Raw genomic sequence first — 19,174 nt, 5'->3', positions numbered from 1 at the left:
AAGAATAATGAAAGAAATATATTTTAATCACGATGGTAATATTGATGATTTAGTATCATATTTGTTACTCTTGCAAGCACCGGATATTAAATTGCTAGGTGTTAGTGCAATTGATGCTGATGGTTACGTTGACCCGGCTGTTGAGGTGTGTCGAAAGATGACAGACCGGTTTAACCTAAGAGGCGATCAATTAGAAATTGCCAAATCAGATTCAAGAGCTGTCAATCAGTTTCCGGAAGCCTGGCGTAAAGCAGCATATTCATTTAATTACCTGCCGTTATTAAACGAATCTGGGAAAGTGATTACTAAAATTGCAGTAAAACCGGCTCATTTAGACATGGTTGAAAAAATTTTGGCAGCAAAGCAGCCTGTCACGTTAGTTATGACGGGACCTTTAACCGACTTGGCTCGTGCGCTGGATACTAATCCCAAAATTGCGGATAAAATTGAGCAGCTATACTGGATGGGCGGCTCTCTTGATGGTCATGGTAATGTTGTTCAGGTTAATGTTGATGGTACGCAAGAATGGAATGCCTTTTGGGATCCGTTTGCTGTCGATAGGGTTCTGAAATCAAATATTCCTATGCAAATTATTGGTCTTGAAAGTAGTGAAGAATTACCATTAACTGATGAATTAAGAATGCATTGGGCCAGTTTGCGTGAACATCCAGCTGTAGACTTGGTTGCGCAAGGCTATTGTCTGTTGGTTAATCCCCCAATTCCAAGCTCGCAACTTTATTTTTGGGATGTATTAACGACAATTAGTGCTCTTTATCCGGAAGTCGTTTTGGTCACTGAAAAGCACAAGGTAAAGGTGGTTACACAGGGATTGGCTGCAGGACGAATGGAAGATGATCCTAACGGACGCGAAATTACTTTGGTAACTAAAGCAAATAAAGATTTATTCTTTAAAAAATTTGATGAGCTATTATTACGTGGCAAGTAAATAATTATTTGTAATATAAAAAAGACGAAATTCGTTTTTGAATTTCGTCTTTTTATTAGTTATAAATTCGCTTAAGCTAGTGAATCCCAAGCTGGTAAGTCTGTAATTGGACCTTCAGCAATAGCTACTTGTTCTGGTGTCAAGTACTTTTTGTGGACAACAACTTCATAAACATAGTCATTGAACCAATCATTATTCATAACAAAGAAACCCTTGTCGCCGTTCTTTTCGCCCCAGGAATTTTCAACTTTCCATTGACGCACATGGCCACCATCTTCATCAACACCAACAAAAGCCATAGCATGAGTTGAAGCGCCAGCACCGGTACGCAAGCGGTCAGCTTTGGACATCTTGAGGTCAACACCAAAGAGATCACTTAGTTTATATAAGTCGCTGTCAAGATATCCCTTTTTACGATCGCTTTGTTCACCAACATCATTACCAAACCAAACAGCTTCACCATCTTTTAATTGGTTAACAGCTGCAGTTTCCAAGTATTCCATTGGGACATTCAAGAATTTGATGCGATATGACCCTTCAACGTTATCTTCAAATGGCAACCCATATAATTTATCATATTCATGATCTGGTGCATTAGACAATACAACGTAATCATTAAAGTCAACATCGCCCATGTATTTATGCAAAAATTCTAGTGGGGTTAGATCTTTATCCAAGTGATATTTCTTGTCATCATCACGGTATTCCAAGTCAAATTTCTTAGGTGGTTCTCCAACAGCAATTGCTGTTATTTGGTAAATTTCACTTAAGAACTTCTTACGGGCTTTTTCTATTTCATCATCTTTACCGTCTTGCTTTAATTTGCGTAAAACCAGAGCGTCTTTTTTCAGTTTATCGCCCAAAGCTTTACCTAAACCGGCAGTGTTATTGGTATTAAAACTTTCAGGCATTGCATAAGAAGGCACAACACCGTATTTTTCAATTAAAGCTGCACCCATGTGGAATTGACCACCGTCTCCGCCAGCGCCGTTTAAATAAGCTTTTACTGTACGGGAATCAAGTGGTTCATCGGCAGTAGCTAAAATATTGTCGTAAAAAATATTTGCCCGTTCAACTTTATCCCAGAAAAAGTTGTAGCTTTGTGAGAAAGTAAAATTCTTGCAGTGATATTTTTTACCAAAATAATGCCGTAAAATATTAAGGGTGGCAAATTCCCAGCAACGACCTGATTGGCGCTGGTTAGTAACATTTTCAGTATCCAGCTCTGTTGAAAACACACGGGTCAACTCGCCTTGAACACGTTCATTGTAAGACGCTGCAAGAACACCGCTTTTTTGAGCAGCTCGTGCAACAACTTGATTTTGCGGTTTTTCATTAAAGTTTTCCGCAAACTTTTCCAGTTCTTGGACAGTTAATTTATGAGCCATGAAATATATTCTCCTTTTTTAATCTATTTTTAAATTACTTTATATTTTAAGCTAAAAGAAAAGCGAGTTCAATAGCTGAACCCACTTTGGCTTTATAATCCTAAAATTTGCTTCTTCTTAGCCGAAAATTCTTCTTCAGTCAATATTCCCTCATCAACTAACTCTTTTAATTGCTTTAACTCTGCAATCATATCTTGAGTATTTTCTGTTGTATTTTGTACTGGGCACTTTGAATACTTTGTTGATAATTTTTCGACCTGCTTTTAATAGTATCTGCTAAAATTGGTGCAGCAGTTTTATCTAAATCGTTAAGAAAAATATTTGTTGCTCCATTAGTTATTTGAATGTCAGATAAGAAAAGTCGCGTTTTTATTGATACACCATTAATCATATTAAGTGGTATATCTGTAAAATCTCCCCCAATAAACATGTTCTTATTAATTATCATTACACGCATGTTTGTACAAATTATCAGTGCAGTATGATTATCGTAATTGCCACTAGCTGCATACTGGATACTCTCACCGCCTGCGATATCAATATTATCTGACAGGGCTCTTAATTCTTTATTGTTAAACCAAAAATCAAAAACTTTCTTATCAATTAATTGTTTTTTAATTTCATCTGGTATGTTCAATTTATTTATTTTTTTAGCAGCACTCGAAGCTCGATTTTCTATGTATATGTCATTATTTTTGCTCAATTTATACTCCTCCTAAGGAAAACTTGCCCTAGGTTTAACGTCACTGGCTGTGGTGGACTGGGCAGCTATTATTTGAGGTTAATAACTAATAATCTTGAAATTGGGAAAAGAAGAGAAGAAAGAGTTAAGCCTAAACTTTAGCAGTCCTAGTATTAACAATGACAAAGGTGCAAAATTTTAAATATTAAATTTTACTAATATTATTAGATTAAAACTATTGCAAATAGATATCAATTGTCTTTGCGAATTTTAAATACTGCATAAAAGAATCTATAGAAGGAAGTACGTGCAAAAATAATATTTAAAATAACAGGTTCTGTTAATAATCCTGGAATTTTAAATGAAACATAGTCTCAAAACTTTACTACTAAATCTGCTGCTAAAGAAAAATCTAAAAAGCAGCTGGAAACAAAATAAGCCATCCCGACTTTGATCAGGATGGCTTATTTTGGTGCTTCTGATATGTTTTATTTTAAAAACAGTTCAGACAAATTTAAATAGACTTTCTGCTATTTCAGTGAGTTAATATACTTTGATAATTTGAAGACAATTAGTCAATTTGGATTGAGTTATCGCTTGCGCCAGCTTGTTGCTTTGGCAGGGTAATTGTCAATACACCGTTATCGTATTTGGCATGAATATCACTTGCAACTACGTTTGGTAATCTGAAGCTGCGTGAAATGTGACCTTCACTTCTTTCACGGTGAATAATGCTGTTATCCTTGGACATATCTTTAAATGACTTTCTTGAACCTGATACACTTAAAATACCATTATTGTAATTTAGGTGAATTTTATCCTTGTCCATTCCAGGCATGTCAACTTTGATTACATATTCTTTGTCGTTTTCAACAACATCTGATTGCATTAATTTTGCTACTTCGTTATCATCGAAAAATTTTCTTGGAAGATCAAACCAATCGTTCATCGCATCGAATAAATCATTGTGCCGATTCATCATATCATTTGCCATAGTAAAAAACTTCCTTTCAAAATTTATATATTTGTAACAGAAGACTTTCATTTCTTCCTTACAATTATTATTATAGTATGCAGATTCATAAAAAGGAAATATTTAGCACTATTATTTTTAGAGTGCTAATTTATAAAAATTAGAACCTCCATAACAGTAATTATAGCTTGTGGATAATATTGAAAAGAAAAAATTAGGAGAGAATATTTTGGTTTATTATCAAAAAATGACGCCTCAAGGCTATCAAAAAATTAAAGATGAAATTGCTGATTTGAAAAAGGATAGACCTAGAAAAATTAAAATTTTGCAGGAAGCACGCTCCTTGGGTGACTTGTCTGAAAATACCGAATATACAGAGGCAAAACGTGATTTAGGACACCTTCAGAGTCGTTTGCGTTATTTGGAAAAGCAGTTGAAATATGCAGAAATTGTTGAAAAAACAGCTGACGGCAAGGTAGATCTGGGCAAAACGGTTACATTAAAATTTGGTGATGATGCAGAAACTGAGATTTACCAAGTTGTTGGCCGAATGGAGGCAGATATCAGTGCTGGTAAAATAGCTTTCGACTCGCCATTAGGTCAGGCTATCATGAAAAAGAAAGTTGGCAAAACTGTTAAAGTGGAGGCTCCGGCAGGGGAATATCAGGTAACGATTGAAGCAATTGAATAATTTTTCACTTGATTATTCGAACTGGTGTTTGTATAATTTATTTTAGCGAACATGAGTTTGCATTAGGAAGTGAAAGCAATGTATGATTATCGTTATGAGCCCCATCGTTTAATTTTTATGATTGATAACAAATCATTTTTTGCCAGTTGTGAGGCACTTCAATTAGGTCTAAACCCAATGAAAGCTGTGTTAGCAGTTGTTTCGCATCAGCCACATACAAATTATGGCTCGGGGCTAATTATGGCAGCCTCACCTTTAGCAAAGAAAAAATATGGGTTAACTAATGTTATGCGGGTACGTGATTTACCTACGAAAAAAGAAGCGCCAGACCTTATTTTGGCAGACCCACATATGAATTTGTATATTAAACGTAGCATGCAGGTATTGAAAATTTTTCAGAAATATGCATCAGATGAAGATATCCATGTTTACTCAATTGATGAAAGTATGATTGATATGACCAAGTCTTGGCGTTTGTTTGGGGATGATCCTTATCTGGTTGCTCGCAAAATTCAGGTAGAAATAAAAAATAAGATTGGTCTTTATACTACTTGCGGAATAGGAGAAAATCCCCTGCTAGCTAAACTGGCAATGGACATTTCTGCTAAACATCGGTGTTCGATGATTGATTATTGGCATTATATTGATGTACCCGATACAATTTGGCAAATTAAAGATATGGAAGAAGTTTGGGGGATTGGCAAAAGAATAGCTGCACGTTTGCGCCGCCTGCATATTAACAATATGTATGAATTGGCTCATACTGATCCAGCAATTTTAAAAAATGAGTTTGGCGTGATTGGCGAACAGCTATTTGCGATTAGCTGGGGAGTTGATCGTAGCATTATTAGTGAAAAATATTTTCCCATAATGAAAAATTACGGCAATTCACAGATTTTAAACCGTGATTATACGAATCAGCGAGAAATAGAAATAGTTTTACGTGAAATAGGCGAGCAGGTGGGTGCCAGAATAAGGGCACACCGTTTACAAGCAGGCTGTATCAGCTTGTTTGTTGGCTTTTCTAAGTACGAACAAGATGGCAGTCGTAAGGGCTTTAATGTGCAGCAAAAAATTTGCCCTACTAATGATAATGATTTATTAGTTGAAGAAATACTGGCTCTTTTCCGTAAAAACTGGCATGGAGAAACGGTCCGAGCCTTAGGAGTCAATTGTAGTCGCTTAGAACCTGATAATTGCCAGCAATTAACTTTTTTTGTTTCGGCCACTGAACAGATAAAAAAACGTACTATAAATATAACTGTTGACAAAATCAGAAAAAAATATGGTTTTACCAGTTTAGTCAAAGCCTCAAGTTTGTCTAAGGGCGCTACGGCAATAAGGCGCAGCAGTTTAGTTGGTGGACATAATGGTGGAAATGCATATGAATGATTTTGATAAAGTAGTTCAAGACTTTTTTAAGAATTACCAAGATCGCAAAATGAAAAAGTGGCAGGGTTTCTTTTTGAGCGATCATACTATGGCAATTAATAAAGATAAGCAAAAGCGCAGCGTGAAGCATCCCGTTAAAGATACTATGAGTATAGAAGAAATAAGCTTGCAGCTGCTCAAAGCATATGGCAATCACCGCATGGTACATCTGCAGGTTAAAGTTATGAACAGCGATAATCAATTACCAGCTGATATTTGCGGCTTTGTCAATGGTTATAGTGAAGACGGCATTATTGTTGACGGACAAAAAATTGCTTTAGAAGATATAAATAATATCAGTGTAGATTAAGAAAAATTACCTTGATATTTTATATAGATATCTTTTTTTGCTATAATATGGAACTTGTAAGGTACATAATAGTATAGAGGTAATTTTTGTGAATACACCAGCATCAAGGCAAGGCAATATCATACGCTATCTTATTTATTTCATTAGCTATTTGATGGTTGCCGGGGTGATTAAGTTAGTTACTGCTAATTCACCAATTCATATTTGGGATCTAATTTTATTTGCAACTATCTCATTAATGGTTTCACTGTTTTTTATTTATCGCTTTAATAGGGAACAACGCTTTTTTGACCGTAGTTTCGCGGGATCTTGGCTTAGCAATTTTGGCTTGATCGTTGGTTTGACTGCTGTGGTAACAGCATTGCGTATCAGTGTTTCCTGGTTGCAATCCTACGGCAGACTTAAATTATATAATTTTCAAATTGCATATTTGCATCATGAAACAACAATAACTTACTGGTTTTTAGTAGTTGCAATTGGTATCGTTTTACCAATACTACAAGAATTTTTAATTACCGGCTTTTTATTCAATTATGCTTTTAGGAGCAACACTGTTTTAACTGCAATTCTAGGAATATTGACTTCGGGAATTCTGTTTAGTTTACTTAATTGGCAAAGCTCACTGCCACTATTATTAATTAATATAATTTTTGGAGCACTTTTTGCTTGGTCGTACCTTTATACGCAAACTTTATGGATGCCAATCTATTTAGCAGTGCTAAATGGAATTATTTTACTGATTATGACTTAATAATCGAAATTAGAAAAAGTCAGGAAATAATGTTTCCTGGCTTTTATTTTTTATTCAAAAGTTGTTATCACCCTGTTAAGTTCTACAAATTATTTTTTGCAATACAAGGGAACTAATCTTGCACCCTAATGATTGCATTGGAGATCTTGATTATTTATTTGCACATTTTAATGCCCAGCTAACAAGAAAAAGTGCAATTACCTTTTAAAAAGATAGTTGTAATAATTTATAATTAAAAGTTAAATTTATTGCTGGTAACTAATAATTCGGCAGCTAAAAAGCAATGACTTTGATGGCCATTGCTTTTTAATTAAGCGGATAGCGTGAATCGAACCCGCATCTTCAGCTTGGGAAGCTAACATTTTACCATTAAACTATACCCGCATTACTCAAACAGTTTACCATGTTTCGTTTTCGAAACCAAGTTTTGTTTTTTAAAATTTTACAAGTAAGCTGCTAGCTGAAGGAAAAATTTCCTAAAGCAGCGTCATTTTTTAAGAGTTCCAGTCTAAATTTGCGTAATAATAAATAGGAGCAAGAAGTTATTTGAATTAAGTTGGAGATATAGTTGTCACTTTTTAGGTGGTAACTTAACAGAATTAAGACTTAACTGGCTGCGATCAACTAAAGATGAAAAGTTCTGGAATAGCCATTGGCGCAACTCAGCAGCTTGAATGACTAAGGGCATCCGGTCATGGACTGGGGCATAGGAAGCATTAGGTTTAGTAGTAACCATTGAAAAATGATCCTTTTGGTAAATCCCGGCAATTAGTGTCAGAGCAGCATTTGCATTCTTGAAACTAAAGCGTTCATGATACCTGTGTTCATTTCCAGCTTCATAGGTATCATGACCAGATTCAAAGAATTGACTGGCAATAATAATGCAGCGAGACTTGGCAAAGGAAGAGTCCCACATGGAATGTTTTTCTTCAAAAAAACGTTCAATACGGGCATTAAAAACTACTTTTTTGTGATCATACGGACTCGGATAACCCCAAGATTTAGGCAACAATTGTAATTGATTATCTGTGTAGACTAGTACCGGGGCAATTCCCTTAGGAAAAATATTTTGATTTTGGGGCAAATTACTTGCTGGTTCTATTAGTGGTAAATTTAAGTCGTTTGCTAAGTATTTTTTAATTTCTGCCAGGCTTGGCAGCTGAAATTGATTGCACATTTTTTCCTCCGTGTTTAATCATTACGTGATTTTTGGTAGAATTATTATATTAAAAAGATTTTAATTATTTAAGGAAGGCAGATTATGATGAAAAAGAAAGTTATCCTTACAGGTGACCGCCCAACAGGAAAATTGCACGTAGGACACTATATTGGCTCACTAAAAAACAGGGTCAAATTACAAAATTCCGGTGAATATCATCCTTATATTATGATTGCTGATACGCAAGCACTGACTGACAATGCCCGTAATCCTGAAAAAATTCAAAAAAGTTTAATTCAAGTAGCGTTGGACTATTTAGCAGTTGGCATCGATCCTGAAATTTCTACAGTTTTTATTCAATCACAAATACCGGCTTTGTTTGAATTGACAGCCTATTATATGGATTTAGTTACAGTTAGCCGCTTAGAGCGTAATCCAACTGTTAAAGCTGAGATCAAGCAAAAAGGTTTTAACGATTCCATTCCCGTGGGCTTCTTAAATTATCCAGTATCACAGGCAGCTGATATCACAGCCTTTAAGGCAACTTTGGTACCCGTTGGGGATGACCAAGAGCCGATGTTAGAGCAAGCACGTGAAATTGTGCGCACTTTTAACCGCGTTTATAACTGCAATGTCTTAGTAGAACCTAAAGGCTACTTCCCAGAAAAGGGTGAGGGGCGCTTGCCTGGTCTAGATGGTAATGCCAAAATGTCCAAATCCTTAAATAATGCTATTTATCTGTCTGATGATGCCAAGACCGTTGAACAAAAAGTAATGTCAATGTATACTGATCCCCAGCACATCCATGTTGAAGATCCAGGCAAAGTAGAGGGCAATACTGTCTTTACCTACCTTGATATTTTTGATCCTGACAAGAATAAGGTAGCGCAATTGAAGGAAGATTACCAAAAAGGCGGCTTGGGTGATGTCAAAATTAAGCGTTATTTAAATACAGTCTTGGAAAATGAATTGACTCCAATACGTGAACGGCGCGCTAAGTACGAACAGAATACATCTGCTGTCTATGATATGTTAATTGAGGGCTCTAAAAAAGCAAACGAAGTAGCAAACCAGACCTTACAAGAGGTAAGGGATGCAATCGGTTTGAATTATTTTAAGAGGTAAAAAAATGCGTAAGCGAATTCCTTGGAAGCAGTACTTTATGATGCAGGCCTTAGTAATTGCTCAGCGCTCAACATGTGATCGGGCATTAGTAGGCAGTGTTTTGGTAAAAAAGAATCGGATCATTGGCACCGGTTATAACGGTTCTGTTACGGGACAACCTCATTGCGATGATGTTGGACACCAACTGGTTGATGGGCACTGCGTGCGCACCATTCATTCTGAAATGAATTCACTGATTCAATGTGCGCGTAACGGCGTTTCAACCGATGACACAGAAATTTATGTCACACACTTTCCCTGTTATAATTGTGCTAAAGCATTAGTGCAGGCTGGAGTGAAAAAAATCAATTATTACTTTGATTACAATGACAGCCCACTTGCGATTAAACTTTTTAAAGACTGCGGGGTTCCTTATGAACAAATTAAGATCGATCGGCAATATGTGGAGCAACTGGCCCATAAACTGGAAGACGCTGAAAACTAAACTAGTATTATTTACTGCTTTAATTGGTATTTTTCTAACAATGACCGGTTTTTCAAGTCCTAATATTAAAGATAACAGCAATCTGCTTGAGCGTGAAACCAGCAAATTAATTTTAGCGAAAAATGATCGTTATTTTCAAACTAGTGAGCAGCCACAAATTATTGTAAAAACGGTGAATCGCACTGATCACTTGACACCAGCAAAGTTAAATAAGTATAAGCGGACGGTTTTTATTGTTGTTGGCACTAAAAATAAAAAGCGCAACGTGCAAATTTATTCCAGTAAAGACTTGCACAGCGCATTTTCGGCCGATGTGCGAGGCAATATCATTCGATCGCAATCAGATAAATTGCGTAGCACTAATAAAAAGAAATTTAATGAAGGCTTGCGTTTCGTATTTAGAGCATGTGCCACTACTATTGATCAACGTTACCAATATTCACTGGATAAGTATGATTTGACCAGTGATGAGCGGGCACAGCTTTCTCACCCTCACAGGTTGGCCTTGCCTATAGCCTTGGCGCTTGCTTTATTAATTGGCGGTTTGATTTATTTCTTCAAAAATAATTTGAACCTAAAAAAAGAAAAATAAAAAAAGATAAAAATATTGACTTTATCATGTGTTATGTATTACACTCACAATGCAAATTAAATAAACAACAAATAAACTGTTAGGTGAGACTCCTACGTGAACAAATGCTATCGCCCGGAAACATCCAGAGATGCCAACGGGTCAAATAGTTTTCGTCGATATAAGGCGAAAACCAGATAGCTAGCTGTAAGACTTACGTCACGTAGTGTTAAAACTGAACGATGAGTATAATAATACCTATTGAAAAGGGACGCCAAGCGGTTAGCATGGGCGGCTCTTTTTTAGTTTGTTTGAATAATTCTGTGATGAGGAGTGGGGATAATGCTAAAAAAACCAAATGGCACAACTAGCAACAAAGATTTGGCATTGGTAAAGGCAATAGCCAAGGAAAGCAGATCAGAGACTTTAGCGAGACTACATGCGAGCAGTAACGGGTTAACCAGCAAGCAAGCTGAAGAAAATAGAGAAGAGTACGGATCAAATACTATTGCTTCAAATAAGCATAACTCTAAGTTACGTTTTTTAGCTGAAGCTTTTATTACACCTTTTACACTAGTTTTATTGGTTTTGGCAACATTATCTTTGTTTACTGATTATATTTTTGTGCCAGCTGGTGAAAAGGATTTGACAACCGTTGCAATTATGCTAACGATGGTTTTAATTTCTGGTATTACCAGTTTTGTCCAAAACGTTAGGTCTTCAAATGCGGTAGATTCACTATTAAAAATGGTTTCTGTCACAACAGATATTATTCGTGATGGCAAAGACCAGGAAATTGATACTAGTGAAGTAGTGGTAGGTGATGTGATTCGCCTGGCTGCTGGAGATATGGTACCGGCCGATATGCGCCTTTTGACTAGTAAGGACCTCTTTTGTTCATCTAGTTCTTTAAATGGTGAATCAAATCCAGTAGAAAAGATTGCTACAGAAAAACCTAAACTTGGTGCTGATCGCGACTATCTTGATTACCCCAACATTCTCTACGAGGGCACGACAATCGTATCCGGCTCAGGTTTGGGCATTGTCTTTGCTACTGGTGAGAGAACTATATTCGGCAAACTGGCTCATGATATTTCACATAATGATGTTAAGAATACTACCTTTGACATTGGTATCAAAAATGTTTCTAAATTATTGATTATCATGACTGCGATCATTGCACCTTTGGTCCTTATCATTAATGGCATTACCAAAGGTGACTGGGTCAATGCTTTAATTTTCTCAATTGCTACAGCTGTTGGCTTAACCCCTGAGATGCTGCCTGTAATTGTGACCACCAATCTGGTCAAGGGGTCAATTGAGATGTCCAAAAAAGGCACAATTGTTAAAAAGATGAATTCAATTCAAAACTTTGGCTCTGCTGATATCTTGTGTACGGATAAAACGGGAACATTAACGCAGGATAAAGTAGTTTTGGAACGTCATTATGATCTCAACTTAAGAGAAAATCCGCGTATTTTGGAATTAGGTTATCTTAATTCTAATTATCAAACGGGAATGAAAAATCTGATTGATAAAGCAATTATTGAAGCTGCTGGCGATGAACTAGACATCAGTGAAATTCAGCGTGATTACAATAAAATTGATGAAATTCCCTTTGATTTTTCCAGAAGACGCATGAGCGTAGTGGTGGAAAACTCTGATGAGCAACATGGTGAGCACCTGTTAGTAACTAAGGGTGCTTCAGAAGAAATGATGGCTGTGGCCACTAAACTTGAAGTTGACGGGCAAATTTTACCTTTAACTCCTGAACGGAAACAAAAAGTAATGGCCAAAGTGAACGATATGAATGATGATGGTTTGCGCGTTATCATGCTGGGCTATAAGCGTAATCCTGCTCCTGTTGGCGAATTTTCGGTTAAAGATGAGAATGACCTTATTTTATGTGGTTATCTGGCCTTTCTTGATCCTCCTAAAGAGAGCGCTAAAGATGCATTAGCTCGTCTAAAATATGACGGCATTAACGTTAAAATTTTAACAGGTGACAATGAAGCTGTTACCAGAACTGTAGGTCTGCAAGTGGGTTTGAATGTTGACACAGTTTATTCAGGTGCAGATTTAGAGGGTAAGAAACCAGAAGAATTAGCTAAAATGGTGGAAGAGTGCAATATTTTTGTCAAACTATCACCAGAAGATAAAACCAAAATTATTAACCTGCTAAAGCAAAACGGTCATACAGTAGGCTACATGGGTGATGGCATCAATGATGCTCCAGCGATGAAAGCGGCTGATGTCTCAATTTCTGTTGATACTGCTGTGGATATTGCCAAGGAATCAGCTGATATTATTCTGCTGCATAAAGATTTGAATGTACTAGAAGAAGGCGTGAGAATCGGGCGCAAAGTATTTGGCAACACTATGAAATATATCAAGATCACGCTTTCTTCCAATTTTGGTAATATCCTGTCAATTATGGTAGCTTCTTCTTTCCTGCCGTTCCTGCCAATGCTGCCATTGCAGCTGTTAGTTCTTGACCTGCTCTATGGAACTAGTTGTCTGTCACTGCCATTTGATGATATGTCTGATAAGTTTTTAAAAGAGCCACGTACCTGGTCAACCAAAAAGCTGCCTAAATTCATGTTTTATTTCGGCCCAACTTCATCTGTTTTTGATATTTTGACATTTGCCTTATTATTCTTTGTGATTTGTCCCCAATTAACAGGTGGAAATTACAGCGCACTGGGAGCAACACAAAAAGTGGCATTTGTGGCACTTTTCCATACTGGTTGGTTTATTGAATCACTTTGGACTCAGGAAATGGTGATTCATGCTTTGCGTGATCCACGTTTGCCGTTTATTAAACAGCATGCTGCACCTGGAGTAACTTTAGCTACATTTGGAGCTGGAGTAATTGGAACATTGATCCCATTTTCATTTTTAGCAACAAAACTGGGTTTTGGCAAGATGCCAATTGAATTCATGTGGGTAGTATTTGGTATACTTGTTCTATATATTTTACTGACTACAGTTATCAAGCATTTCTATTTAAAGAGTGAAAAATTTTTAATCTAAAAATAAGCCTAAAATGCTAAATATCTACTAAAAAAGAGGACTCCGTAAGGAATTCGCTTTTTTATTGGTGTAGTATAATATAATATAATTAAACAAAAATTAAGGAGAAAATGAATATGGCTGATAAAAAAACTTTTTATATTACAACACCAATTTACTATCCATCTGGCCGATTGACTATCGGTAATGCGTATACTACTATCGCTGCAGATGTAATGGCGCGCTACAAGCGTAGTCAAGGATACGACACCTTCTTTTTAACCGGTACTGATGAGCATGGGTTAAAAATTGAGCAGAAAGCTGAGAAGCAGGGAGTTAAACCGCAAGAATTTGTAGATAAAATGGTAGTTATTTATAAAAAGTTGTGGAAAAGCCTTGATATTTCTTATGATAAATTTATTCGTACTACTGACAAAGAGCATGTAAAAGGCGTCCAAAAAATATTTGAACAGTTGCTAAAACAGGGGGATATCTACCTTGGTGAGTATACTGGCTGGTATTCCGTAGAAGACGAAGAGTACTTTACAGAATCGCAATTGGCTGAAGTTTATAAAGACGATGATGGCAATGTGATTGGTGGTAAGGCGCCATCAGGTCATGAAGTGCAGCTTGTTAAAGAGCCTTCATACTTTTTTAAGATGAGTAAATATGCTGATAGACTTTATCAATATTATCAAGATCATCCTGATTTTATTCTTCCTCACACTCGTGAAAAGGAAATGGTCAACAACTTCTTAAAGCCAGGTCTTGAAGACCTTTCAGTTACTAGAACTACTGTTTCCTGGGGTATCCCTGTACCAAGTGATCCTAAGCACGTTGTTTATGTTTGGATTGATGCCTTATCTAACTATATTACAGCTTTGGGATATGGTTCGGATGATGATTCGCTATTTAAGAAATACTGGCCTGCAGATGTTCATCTGGTAGGTAAAGAAATTGTGCGCTTCCATACTATTTACTGGCCAATTATGCTGATGGCCTTGGGATTACCGTTACCTAAGCATGTTATTGGTCACGGCTGGGTTTTAATGAAAGACGGCAAGATGTCCAAATCAAAGGGTAACGCTGTTTATCCTGAATCTATTATTAACCGTTATGGCGTGGACGCATTGCGTTACTATTTGATGCGGGCCTTACCGTTTGGTTCTGATGGTGTCTTTACTCCAGAGGACTTTGTTGAACGGGTTAACTATGACTTGGCCAATGATTTAGGCAACTTGCTTAACAGAACTGTTTCAATGATCAATCAGTATCAAAATGGAAAAGTTGAACCCGTTGCGCAAGAGCAGGATGACTTGGGTAAGGATTTAGCCCAAACTGCAGCAGACGTCATTGCCAGCTACAAAAAAGAAATGGATACTCTGCACTTTACTCAGGCAATCGAGGATATTTGGAAGTTTATTAATCGTGCTAATAAGTATATTGATGAAACTATGCCTTGGAATTTGAATAAGGAAGGCAAAACAGCTGACTTAACTCGTGTAATGTCAAACTTAGCAGAAAGTTTGAGAATTATTGCTTTGTTGATTGCTCCAATTATGACCAGAACTCCAGTTGAAATGTTCAGACAATTAGGTCTTGACTGGAAGAACGATGAAGAAAAGAAATTTGAATTTGGTGCATGTGCTTGGAGTATTAATGTTATTTCTGATCCAAAACCGATTTTCCCAAGAGTTGAGCCTAAAGAAGAAATTAAATACATTCAAGATGAGATGGCTAAAGCTAAGCCAAAGAAAGAAAGCCGCAATGAACAAGGTAAAGATAAGGAAATTTCAATTGACGCTTTCGATAAGGTAAAAATTCAAGTTGGCAAAATTTTATCTGTTGAGCCTGTTCAAGGGTCTAAGAAACTGTTGCAATTCCAAATGGACTTTGGCAATGGTGATGAAAGACAGATTTTAAGTGGTATCCGGCAATATTATCCTAATGCCAGTGAATTATTGGGTAGAAAAGTTTTGGCTGTAACTAATCTTAAGCCGCGCAAGATGCTGGGTCATTTGAGTCAGGGTATGCTCTTGTCCAGTGAGAAAAATGGCAAAGTAAAATTAGCTTTAGTTGGTGACGAGCATGAAGTCGGGGCACAACTAAGTTAATGGAGTTAATTGATAACCATACTCATTTACAGGATGAGCCGTTTCGCGGTAAAGAAGAATTTTATCTTGAACGTGCGCAAAAACTGGGTGTGACTAAAATAATTTGTGCAGGGCAGGATCCTGATTTTAACAAGCGTGCCATTGATTTAAGTCAACGTTTTACGCAAGTCTATGCGATGGTGGGCTATTGTCCTGATGTTGCCAAAGATTATGACCAAAAAGCAGAAGATTTACTGATCGAGCAAGTGCAGCTTCCCGGGGTTGTGGCCGTAGGTGAAGTAGGACTTGACTATTATTGGGATGAATCTCCGCGTGACAAACAAAGAGAAGTTTTTGCCAGGCAGGTTGAACTGGCCTATAAATTAAAAAAGCCAGTTGATATCCACACTAGAGATGCGTTTGGGGATTGTTACGAAATACTAAAAAACAGCAATTTGGAATATGGTGCAATTTTGCATAGCTTTAACGGTGACATTTCATGGCTGACCAAATTCTTAGATTTGAATGTATATTTTTCTTATTCTGGGGTTGTTTCCTTTACTAAAGCGGTGGAGGTACATGAAGCAGCTCAAAAAACTCCTTTAGAACGGTTATTGGTTGAAACTGATGCACCTTATCTCACTCCTAAACCATACCGCGGCAGGCAAAATGAACCGGGTAATGTTTATTATGTGGCACGTGCAATTGCTGAATTAAAAGGTCTTCCGCTAGATGAGGTTGCTCAGGCAACATATGCAAATACAATGAGGGTCTATGGACTTAACTAAAAAACATTTTGATGCCGTCGTAGTCGTTGAGGGAAAAGACGATACAATTCGGCTTAAGCAATTTTTCCCAGGTATTGAAACAATTGAAACCAATGGTTCAGATGTTCCTGAAACTGTACTTGCGGAACTGCAGGAATTGGCATGCAAAAGAGAAATTATTGTTTTGACTGATCCTGATTTAAATGGTGAGCGAATAAGGCGTCTGGTGACTCAGGCAGTACCAACAGCTAAACAGGCTTTTATTACTCGTAAAGAGGGAGAGCCTCATAAAAAAGGTTCCCTTGGCGTTGAACATGCATCAAAAGAGGCTTTAAAAAAAGCTCTGAGTGATTTACATGAAAAAAAGGTGCCAAATACTGATTTAACAAGAGAAAAGTATCAAAAATTGGGTTTAGCAAGTGGCCCTAATTCACGCAAAATACGTGAAAAAGTTGGCAATAAACTGCGTATTGGTTATGGAAATGGTAAGCAGTTTTATCACCGTTTACAAACTTTTGGTATTTCACTTTCTGAACTTAAAGAAGCAGTTGAGGAGGTACAAGATGAGCAGTGAGATTCCCATTGGTTCCCCTGTTAGAACCCAGGCAATTATTAATCGCTATTTTATGAAAGTTAAAAAGAGCCTGGGTCAGAATTTTTTAGTAGACCTGGACGCTCTTCATGGTATTGTCAAAGCGGCAGCAATTAAACCCGATGACCAGGTAATCGAAATTGGCCCTGGGATTGGCTCCTTAACTGAGCAATTACTGGATGCCGGCGCAAAGGTTTTTGCTTATGAAGTTGATGAAAATCTTTTTAAAGTATTACAAAATGAATTACCGAAAAAAATAAACGGTTATCCTTTGGATCAACGTTTTAAATTAAAGATAGAGGACATACTGAAGGCTGATTTTAAGCAAGATTTGAAAGATTTTTTTGATTTAAGCAAACCGGTCAAAGTTGTAGCGAATTTGCCTTATTACATCACAACGCCAATTATTTTCTTCCTTAATAATTCTGAATTAGAATTTGCTAGTTTAACGCTGATGATGCAAAAAGAAGTGGCAGATCGTTTAAGTGCTCATTCAGGAACAAAAGAATATGGGCCTTTAACAATCGCCGTTCAAACAGAAATGGCCGTTAAGTCATTTATGACTGTAACAAGTTCTTCCTTTATTCCCAGACCAAAGGTTGACTCTAGTGTCGTGGTTTTAACACCTTTGCCCGCAGAAAGTAAAATCGATATAGCTGATTCTAAGCACTTTAATTGGGTAGTTAAGATGTGCTTTGCACAAAGGCGGAAAACATTAAATAACAACTTGAAAGCACTCATACCGAACAATGAAGATCGAACACATTTAATTAAGTCGTTAGGCGTCGATTCCCGAGTTCGTCCTGAACAGCTGACTCTTAAGCAATTTGTCCAAATTGCTGCAAGTGTCCCAGTTAAAAATTGACGAAAATATTCTGTGGTTGTTTTTAAAAAGAATTGAAAAAATAATAATAAAGTGGTATAATTCACTCCAAAGGAGTTGTTTTCATTGCCAACATCTATTATGACCATTAAGAGTAAGCTGGATTCACATTTGGGTGATTCGTTGACTGTAGTTGCAAGAGCCGGACGTAAGAAAGTTACAAAAAGACGTGGAATTTTAAAGAATACTTTTCCCGCAGTTTTTGTAGTTGATTTAGACCAAGATTCAAACAATTTTGAACATGTTTCTTATAGTTATACGGATTTGTTAACCAAAAACATTACATTAAAATTTGATAACGCTGTGCAGTAAAACTAAAGCGATATCTAAATAATACTTTTTGGCATTAACATTTGGTAAAATGTTAGTGCCTTTTTTTATGGTTAAGTGTATAGTAGTAACTGGCAAAAGACAAACAATAGGAGGGTAATTCTATGAAACGTTCAGAGAGATTAGTTGACATGACTAAATATTTGATGGAACGACCACATGACTTAATTCCGCTGCCATTTTTTGCAAAAAGATATGGTGCAGCAAAGTCTTCGATCTCGGAAGACCTTGCCATTTTGAAACACACTTTAGCAAATAATCAAGATGGTATTTTAGAAACTGTAGCAGGTGCGGCCGGTGGTGTGCGCTATATTCCTTTTTGGGGTAAAAAGCATGCTCAGAAGTATTTAAATGAACTGGCCAGTCGTATTGAAGATCCTGACCGTATTTTAGCGGGAGGTTTCGTTTACCTGTCCGATATCATTGGTAATCCGCAAGACTTAGACAAGATAGGTAAATTAATTGCTACCAGGTATGCATATTCTGACATTGATGTTGTAATGACTATTGAAACTAAGGGTATCGCTTTAGCACAGGCAGTTGCACGCTATTTAAATGTGTCATTTATCATTGCACGTAAGCGTTCAAAAGTCACAGAAGGTGCAACGGTTTCAGTAAACTATATTTCTTCCTCACTTGATCGTGTTTCTAAAATGGAATTGCCAACTAGAGTGTTAAAAGAAAATTCTAATGTTTTGCTGATAGATGACTATATGATGGCCGGCGGTACTTTAACAGGAATGCAGCAATTAGTTAGAGAATTTAATGGTAATATTGCTGGTGTTTGCGTTTTATGTGAAGCTGATTTTGATGATGTTAAATTAATTGAGGGCCATCTTTCTTTAGTAAAAATCAAAAGAATTGACGACAAGAAGAAAGTCATTGTGGCAGAGCCAGGTTCGTTAATTGCGCACACCGATTTTGACCGCTTTTAGTTTATAAGATGATATACTAAAATATAATAATAATCTAGGAAAATAAAAGAG

The 19,174-nt window shown here is 36.8% G+C and carries 20 protein-coding genes, 1 tRNA gene and 1 riboswitch; of the genes, 15 read left to right on the top strand and 6 right to left on the bottom strand.

What is annotated here, in order from left to right; translation table 11 throughout:
• The first annotated feature begins 7 nt into the window (after positions 1-7).
• Positions 8-946 carry a nucleoside hydrolase gene (locus tag F5ESL0261_RS08355; protein ID WP_122052874.1) on the top strand — a complete coding sequence of 313 codons (939 nt, stop codon included), beginning with the start codon at positions 8-10 and terminating at the stop codon, positions 944-946.
• A 71-nt stretch (positions 947-1,017) separates the two neighbouring features.
• Here the strand turns inward: F5ESL0261_RS08355 and F5ESL0261_RS08350 are convergent, their stop codons facing one another.
• From F5ESL0261_RS08350 to F5ESL0261_RS08335, 4 genes are all read right to left on the bottom strand, one after another.
• Entirely contained in the window at positions 1,018-2,334 is a 1,317-nt protein-coding gene (locus F5ESL0261_RS08350) for a C1 family peptidase (protein WP_122052873.1), read from the bottom strand.
• 92 nt (positions 2,335-2,426) lie between these two features.
• Positions 2,427-2,525 carry an SHOCT domain-containing protein gene (locus tag F5ESL0261_RS08345; protein ID WP_122052872.1) on the bottom strand — a complete coding sequence of 33 codons (99 nt, stop codon included), beginning with the start codon at positions 2,523-2,525 and terminating at the stop codon, positions 2,427-2,429.
• Positions 2,522-3,037 (bottom strand): PH domain-containing protein, encoded by a 516-nt coding sequence (locus F5ESL0261_RS08340; RefSeq protein WP_122052871.1) that lies wholly within the window; start codon positions 3,035-3,037, stop codon positions 2,522-2,524. Before F5ESL0261_RS08340 ends, F5ESL0261_RS08345 begins: the two co-directional genes overlap by 4 nt.
• Positions 3,038-3,587: 550 nt before the next feature.
• Positions 3,588-4,010: an Hsp20/alpha crystallin family protein gene (locus F5ESL0261_RS08335; RefSeq protein ID WP_034978036.1), complete on the bottom strand. Its 423-nt coding sequence runs from the start codon at positions 4,008-4,010 to the stop codon at positions 3,588-3,590.
• A 208-nt stretch (positions 4,011-4,218) separates the two neighbouring features.
• Between F5ESL0261_RS08335 and greA the strand changes: the two genes are divergently transcribed.
• From greA to F5ESL0261_RS08315, 4 genes are all read left to right on the top strand, one after another.
• On the top strand, positions 4,219-4,680 hold the full coding sequence (greA, locus tag F5ESL0261_RS08330; RefSeq protein WP_122052870.1) for a transcription elongation factor GreA: 462 nt from the start codon (positions 4,219-4,221) through the stop codon (positions 4,678-4,680).
• A gap of 78 nt (positions 4,681-4,758) precedes the next feature.
• Positions 4,759-6,072 carry a Y-family DNA polymerase gene (locus F5ESL0261_RS08325; protein ID WP_109586710.1) on the top strand — a complete coding sequence of 438 codons (1,314 nt, stop codon included), beginning with the start codon at positions 4,759-4,761 and terminating at the stop codon, positions 6,070-6,072.
• Positions 6,065-6,421, top strand: a complete 357-nt coding sequence (locus F5ESL0261_RS08320; RefSeq protein WP_081945320.1) for a hypothetical protein — start codon at positions 6,065-6,067, stop codon at positions 6,419-6,421. Before F5ESL0261_RS08325 ends, F5ESL0261_RS08320 begins: the two co-directional genes overlap by 8 nt.
• An 88-nt stretch (positions 6,422-6,509) precedes the next feature.
• Positions 6,510-7,172 carry a CPBP family intramembrane glutamic endopeptidase gene (locus tag F5ESL0261_RS08315; RefSeq protein ID WP_122052869.1) on the top strand — a complete coding sequence of 221 codons (663 nt, stop codon included), beginning with the start codon at positions 6,510-6,512 and terminating at the stop codon, positions 7,170-7,172.
• Positions 7,173-7,485: 313 nt separating this feature from the next.
• Here F5ESL0261_RS08315 and F5ESL0261_RS08310 read toward each other — a convergent pair.
• Together F5ESL0261_RS08310 and F5ESL0261_RS08305 are read right to left on the bottom strand one after the other, a co-directional pair.
• Positions 7,486-7,556, bottom strand: a tRNA-Gly gene (locus F5ESL0261_RS08310).
• Positions 7,557-7,743: 187 nt separating this feature from the next.
• On the bottom strand, positions 7,744-8,349 hold the full coding sequence (locus F5ESL0261_RS08305) for an SOS response-associated peptidase family protein (RefSeq protein ID WP_122052868.1): 606 nt from the start codon (positions 8,347-8,349) through the stop codon (positions 7,744-7,746).
• An 87-nt stretch (positions 8,350-8,436) separates the two neighbouring features.
• On the opposite strand from F5ESL0261_RS08305, the gene trpS reads away from it, so the two are divergent.
• The 10 genes from trpS (at position 8,437) to purR (ending at position 19,123) form a co-directional block, all read left to right on the top strand.
• Positions 8,437-9,456 carry a tryptophan--tRNA ligase gene (gene trpS / locus F5ESL0261_RS08300; RefSeq protein WP_122052930.1) on the top strand — a complete coding sequence of 340 codons (1,020 nt, stop codon included), beginning with the start codon at positions 8,437-8,439 and terminating at the stop codon, positions 9,454-9,456.
• Positions 9,457-9,460: 4 nt separating this feature from the next.
• Entirely contained in the window at positions 9,461-9,940 is a 480-nt protein-coding gene (locus tag F5ESL0261_RS08295; RefSeq protein ID WP_045928576.1) for a deaminase, read from the top strand.
• Positions 9,870-10,532 (top strand): TPM domain-containing protein, encoded by a 663-nt coding sequence (locus tag F5ESL0261_RS08290; RefSeq protein WP_370448920.1) that lies wholly within the window; start codon positions 9,870-9,872, stop codon positions 10,530-10,532. The genes F5ESL0261_RS08295 and F5ESL0261_RS08290 overlap by 71 nt, the downstream gene beginning before the upstream one ends.
• A 68-nt stretch (positions 10,533-10,600) precedes the next feature.
• Positions 10,601-10,766, top strand: a riboswitch (M-box (ykoK) riboswitch).
• Positions 10,767-10,853: 87 nt separating this feature from the next.
• Complete coding sequence (gene mgtA / locus F5ESL0261_RS08285; protein ID WP_122052867.1) at positions 10,854-13,544, top strand: magnesium-translocating P-type ATPase; 2,691 nt, start codon at positions 10,854-10,856, stop codon at positions 13,542-13,544.
• A 116-nt stretch (positions 13,545-13,660) separates the two neighbouring features.
• The gene (gene metG / locus F5ESL0261_RS08280) at positions 13,661-15,637 is read left to right on the top strand and encodes a methionine--tRNA ligase (RefSeq protein ID WP_109586705.1); all 1,977 of its coding nucleotides are present in this window, start codon (positions 13,661-13,663) and stop codon (positions 15,635-15,637) included.
• On the top strand, positions 15,637-16,404 hold the full coding sequence (locus F5ESL0261_RS08275) for a TatD family hydrolase (RefSeq protein WP_122052866.1): 768 nt from the start codon (positions 15,637-15,639) through the stop codon (positions 16,402-16,404). Before metG ends, F5ESL0261_RS08275 begins: the two co-directional genes overlap by 1 nt.
• Entirely contained in the window at positions 16,391-16,957 is a 567-nt protein-coding gene (gene rnmV, locus F5ESL0261_RS08270; RefSeq protein WP_045928571.1) for a ribonuclease M5, read from the top strand. The genes F5ESL0261_RS08275 and rnmV overlap by 14 nt, the downstream gene beginning before the upstream one ends.
• Positions 16,947-17,840 (top strand): 16S rRNA (adenine(1518)-N(6)/adenine(1519)-N(6))-dimethyltransferase RsmA, encoded by an 894-nt coding sequence (gene rsmA, locus F5ESL0261_RS08265; protein ID WP_122052865.1) that lies wholly within the window; start codon positions 16,947-16,949, stop codon positions 17,838-17,840. The genes rnmV and rsmA overlap by 11 nt, the downstream gene beginning before the upstream one ends.
• A gap of 84 nt (positions 17,841-17,924) precedes the next feature.
• Positions 17,925-18,170: a Veg family protein gene (locus F5ESL0261_RS08260; RefSeq protein ID WP_034978009.1), complete on the top strand. Its 246-nt coding sequence runs from the start codon at positions 17,925-17,927 to the stop codon at positions 18,168-18,170.
• A 122-nt stretch (positions 18,171-18,292) separates the two neighbouring features.
• Complete coding sequence (purR, locus tag F5ESL0261_RS08255) at positions 18,293-19,123, top strand: pur operon repressor (protein ID WP_122052864.1); 831 nt, start codon at positions 18,293-18,295, stop codon at positions 19,121-19,123.
• Positions 19,124-19,174 lie beyond the last annotated feature (51 nt).

It is taken from the genome of Lactobacillus sp. ESL0261, from assembly GCF_003693025.1.
GTDB lineage: Bacteria > Bacillota > Bacilli > Lactobacillales > Lactobacillaceae > Lactobacillus > Lactobacillus kullabergensis.
The sequence above is the reverse complement of the archived record's forward strand: the minus strand, read 5'-3'. Positions and strand labels throughout refer to the sequence as shown.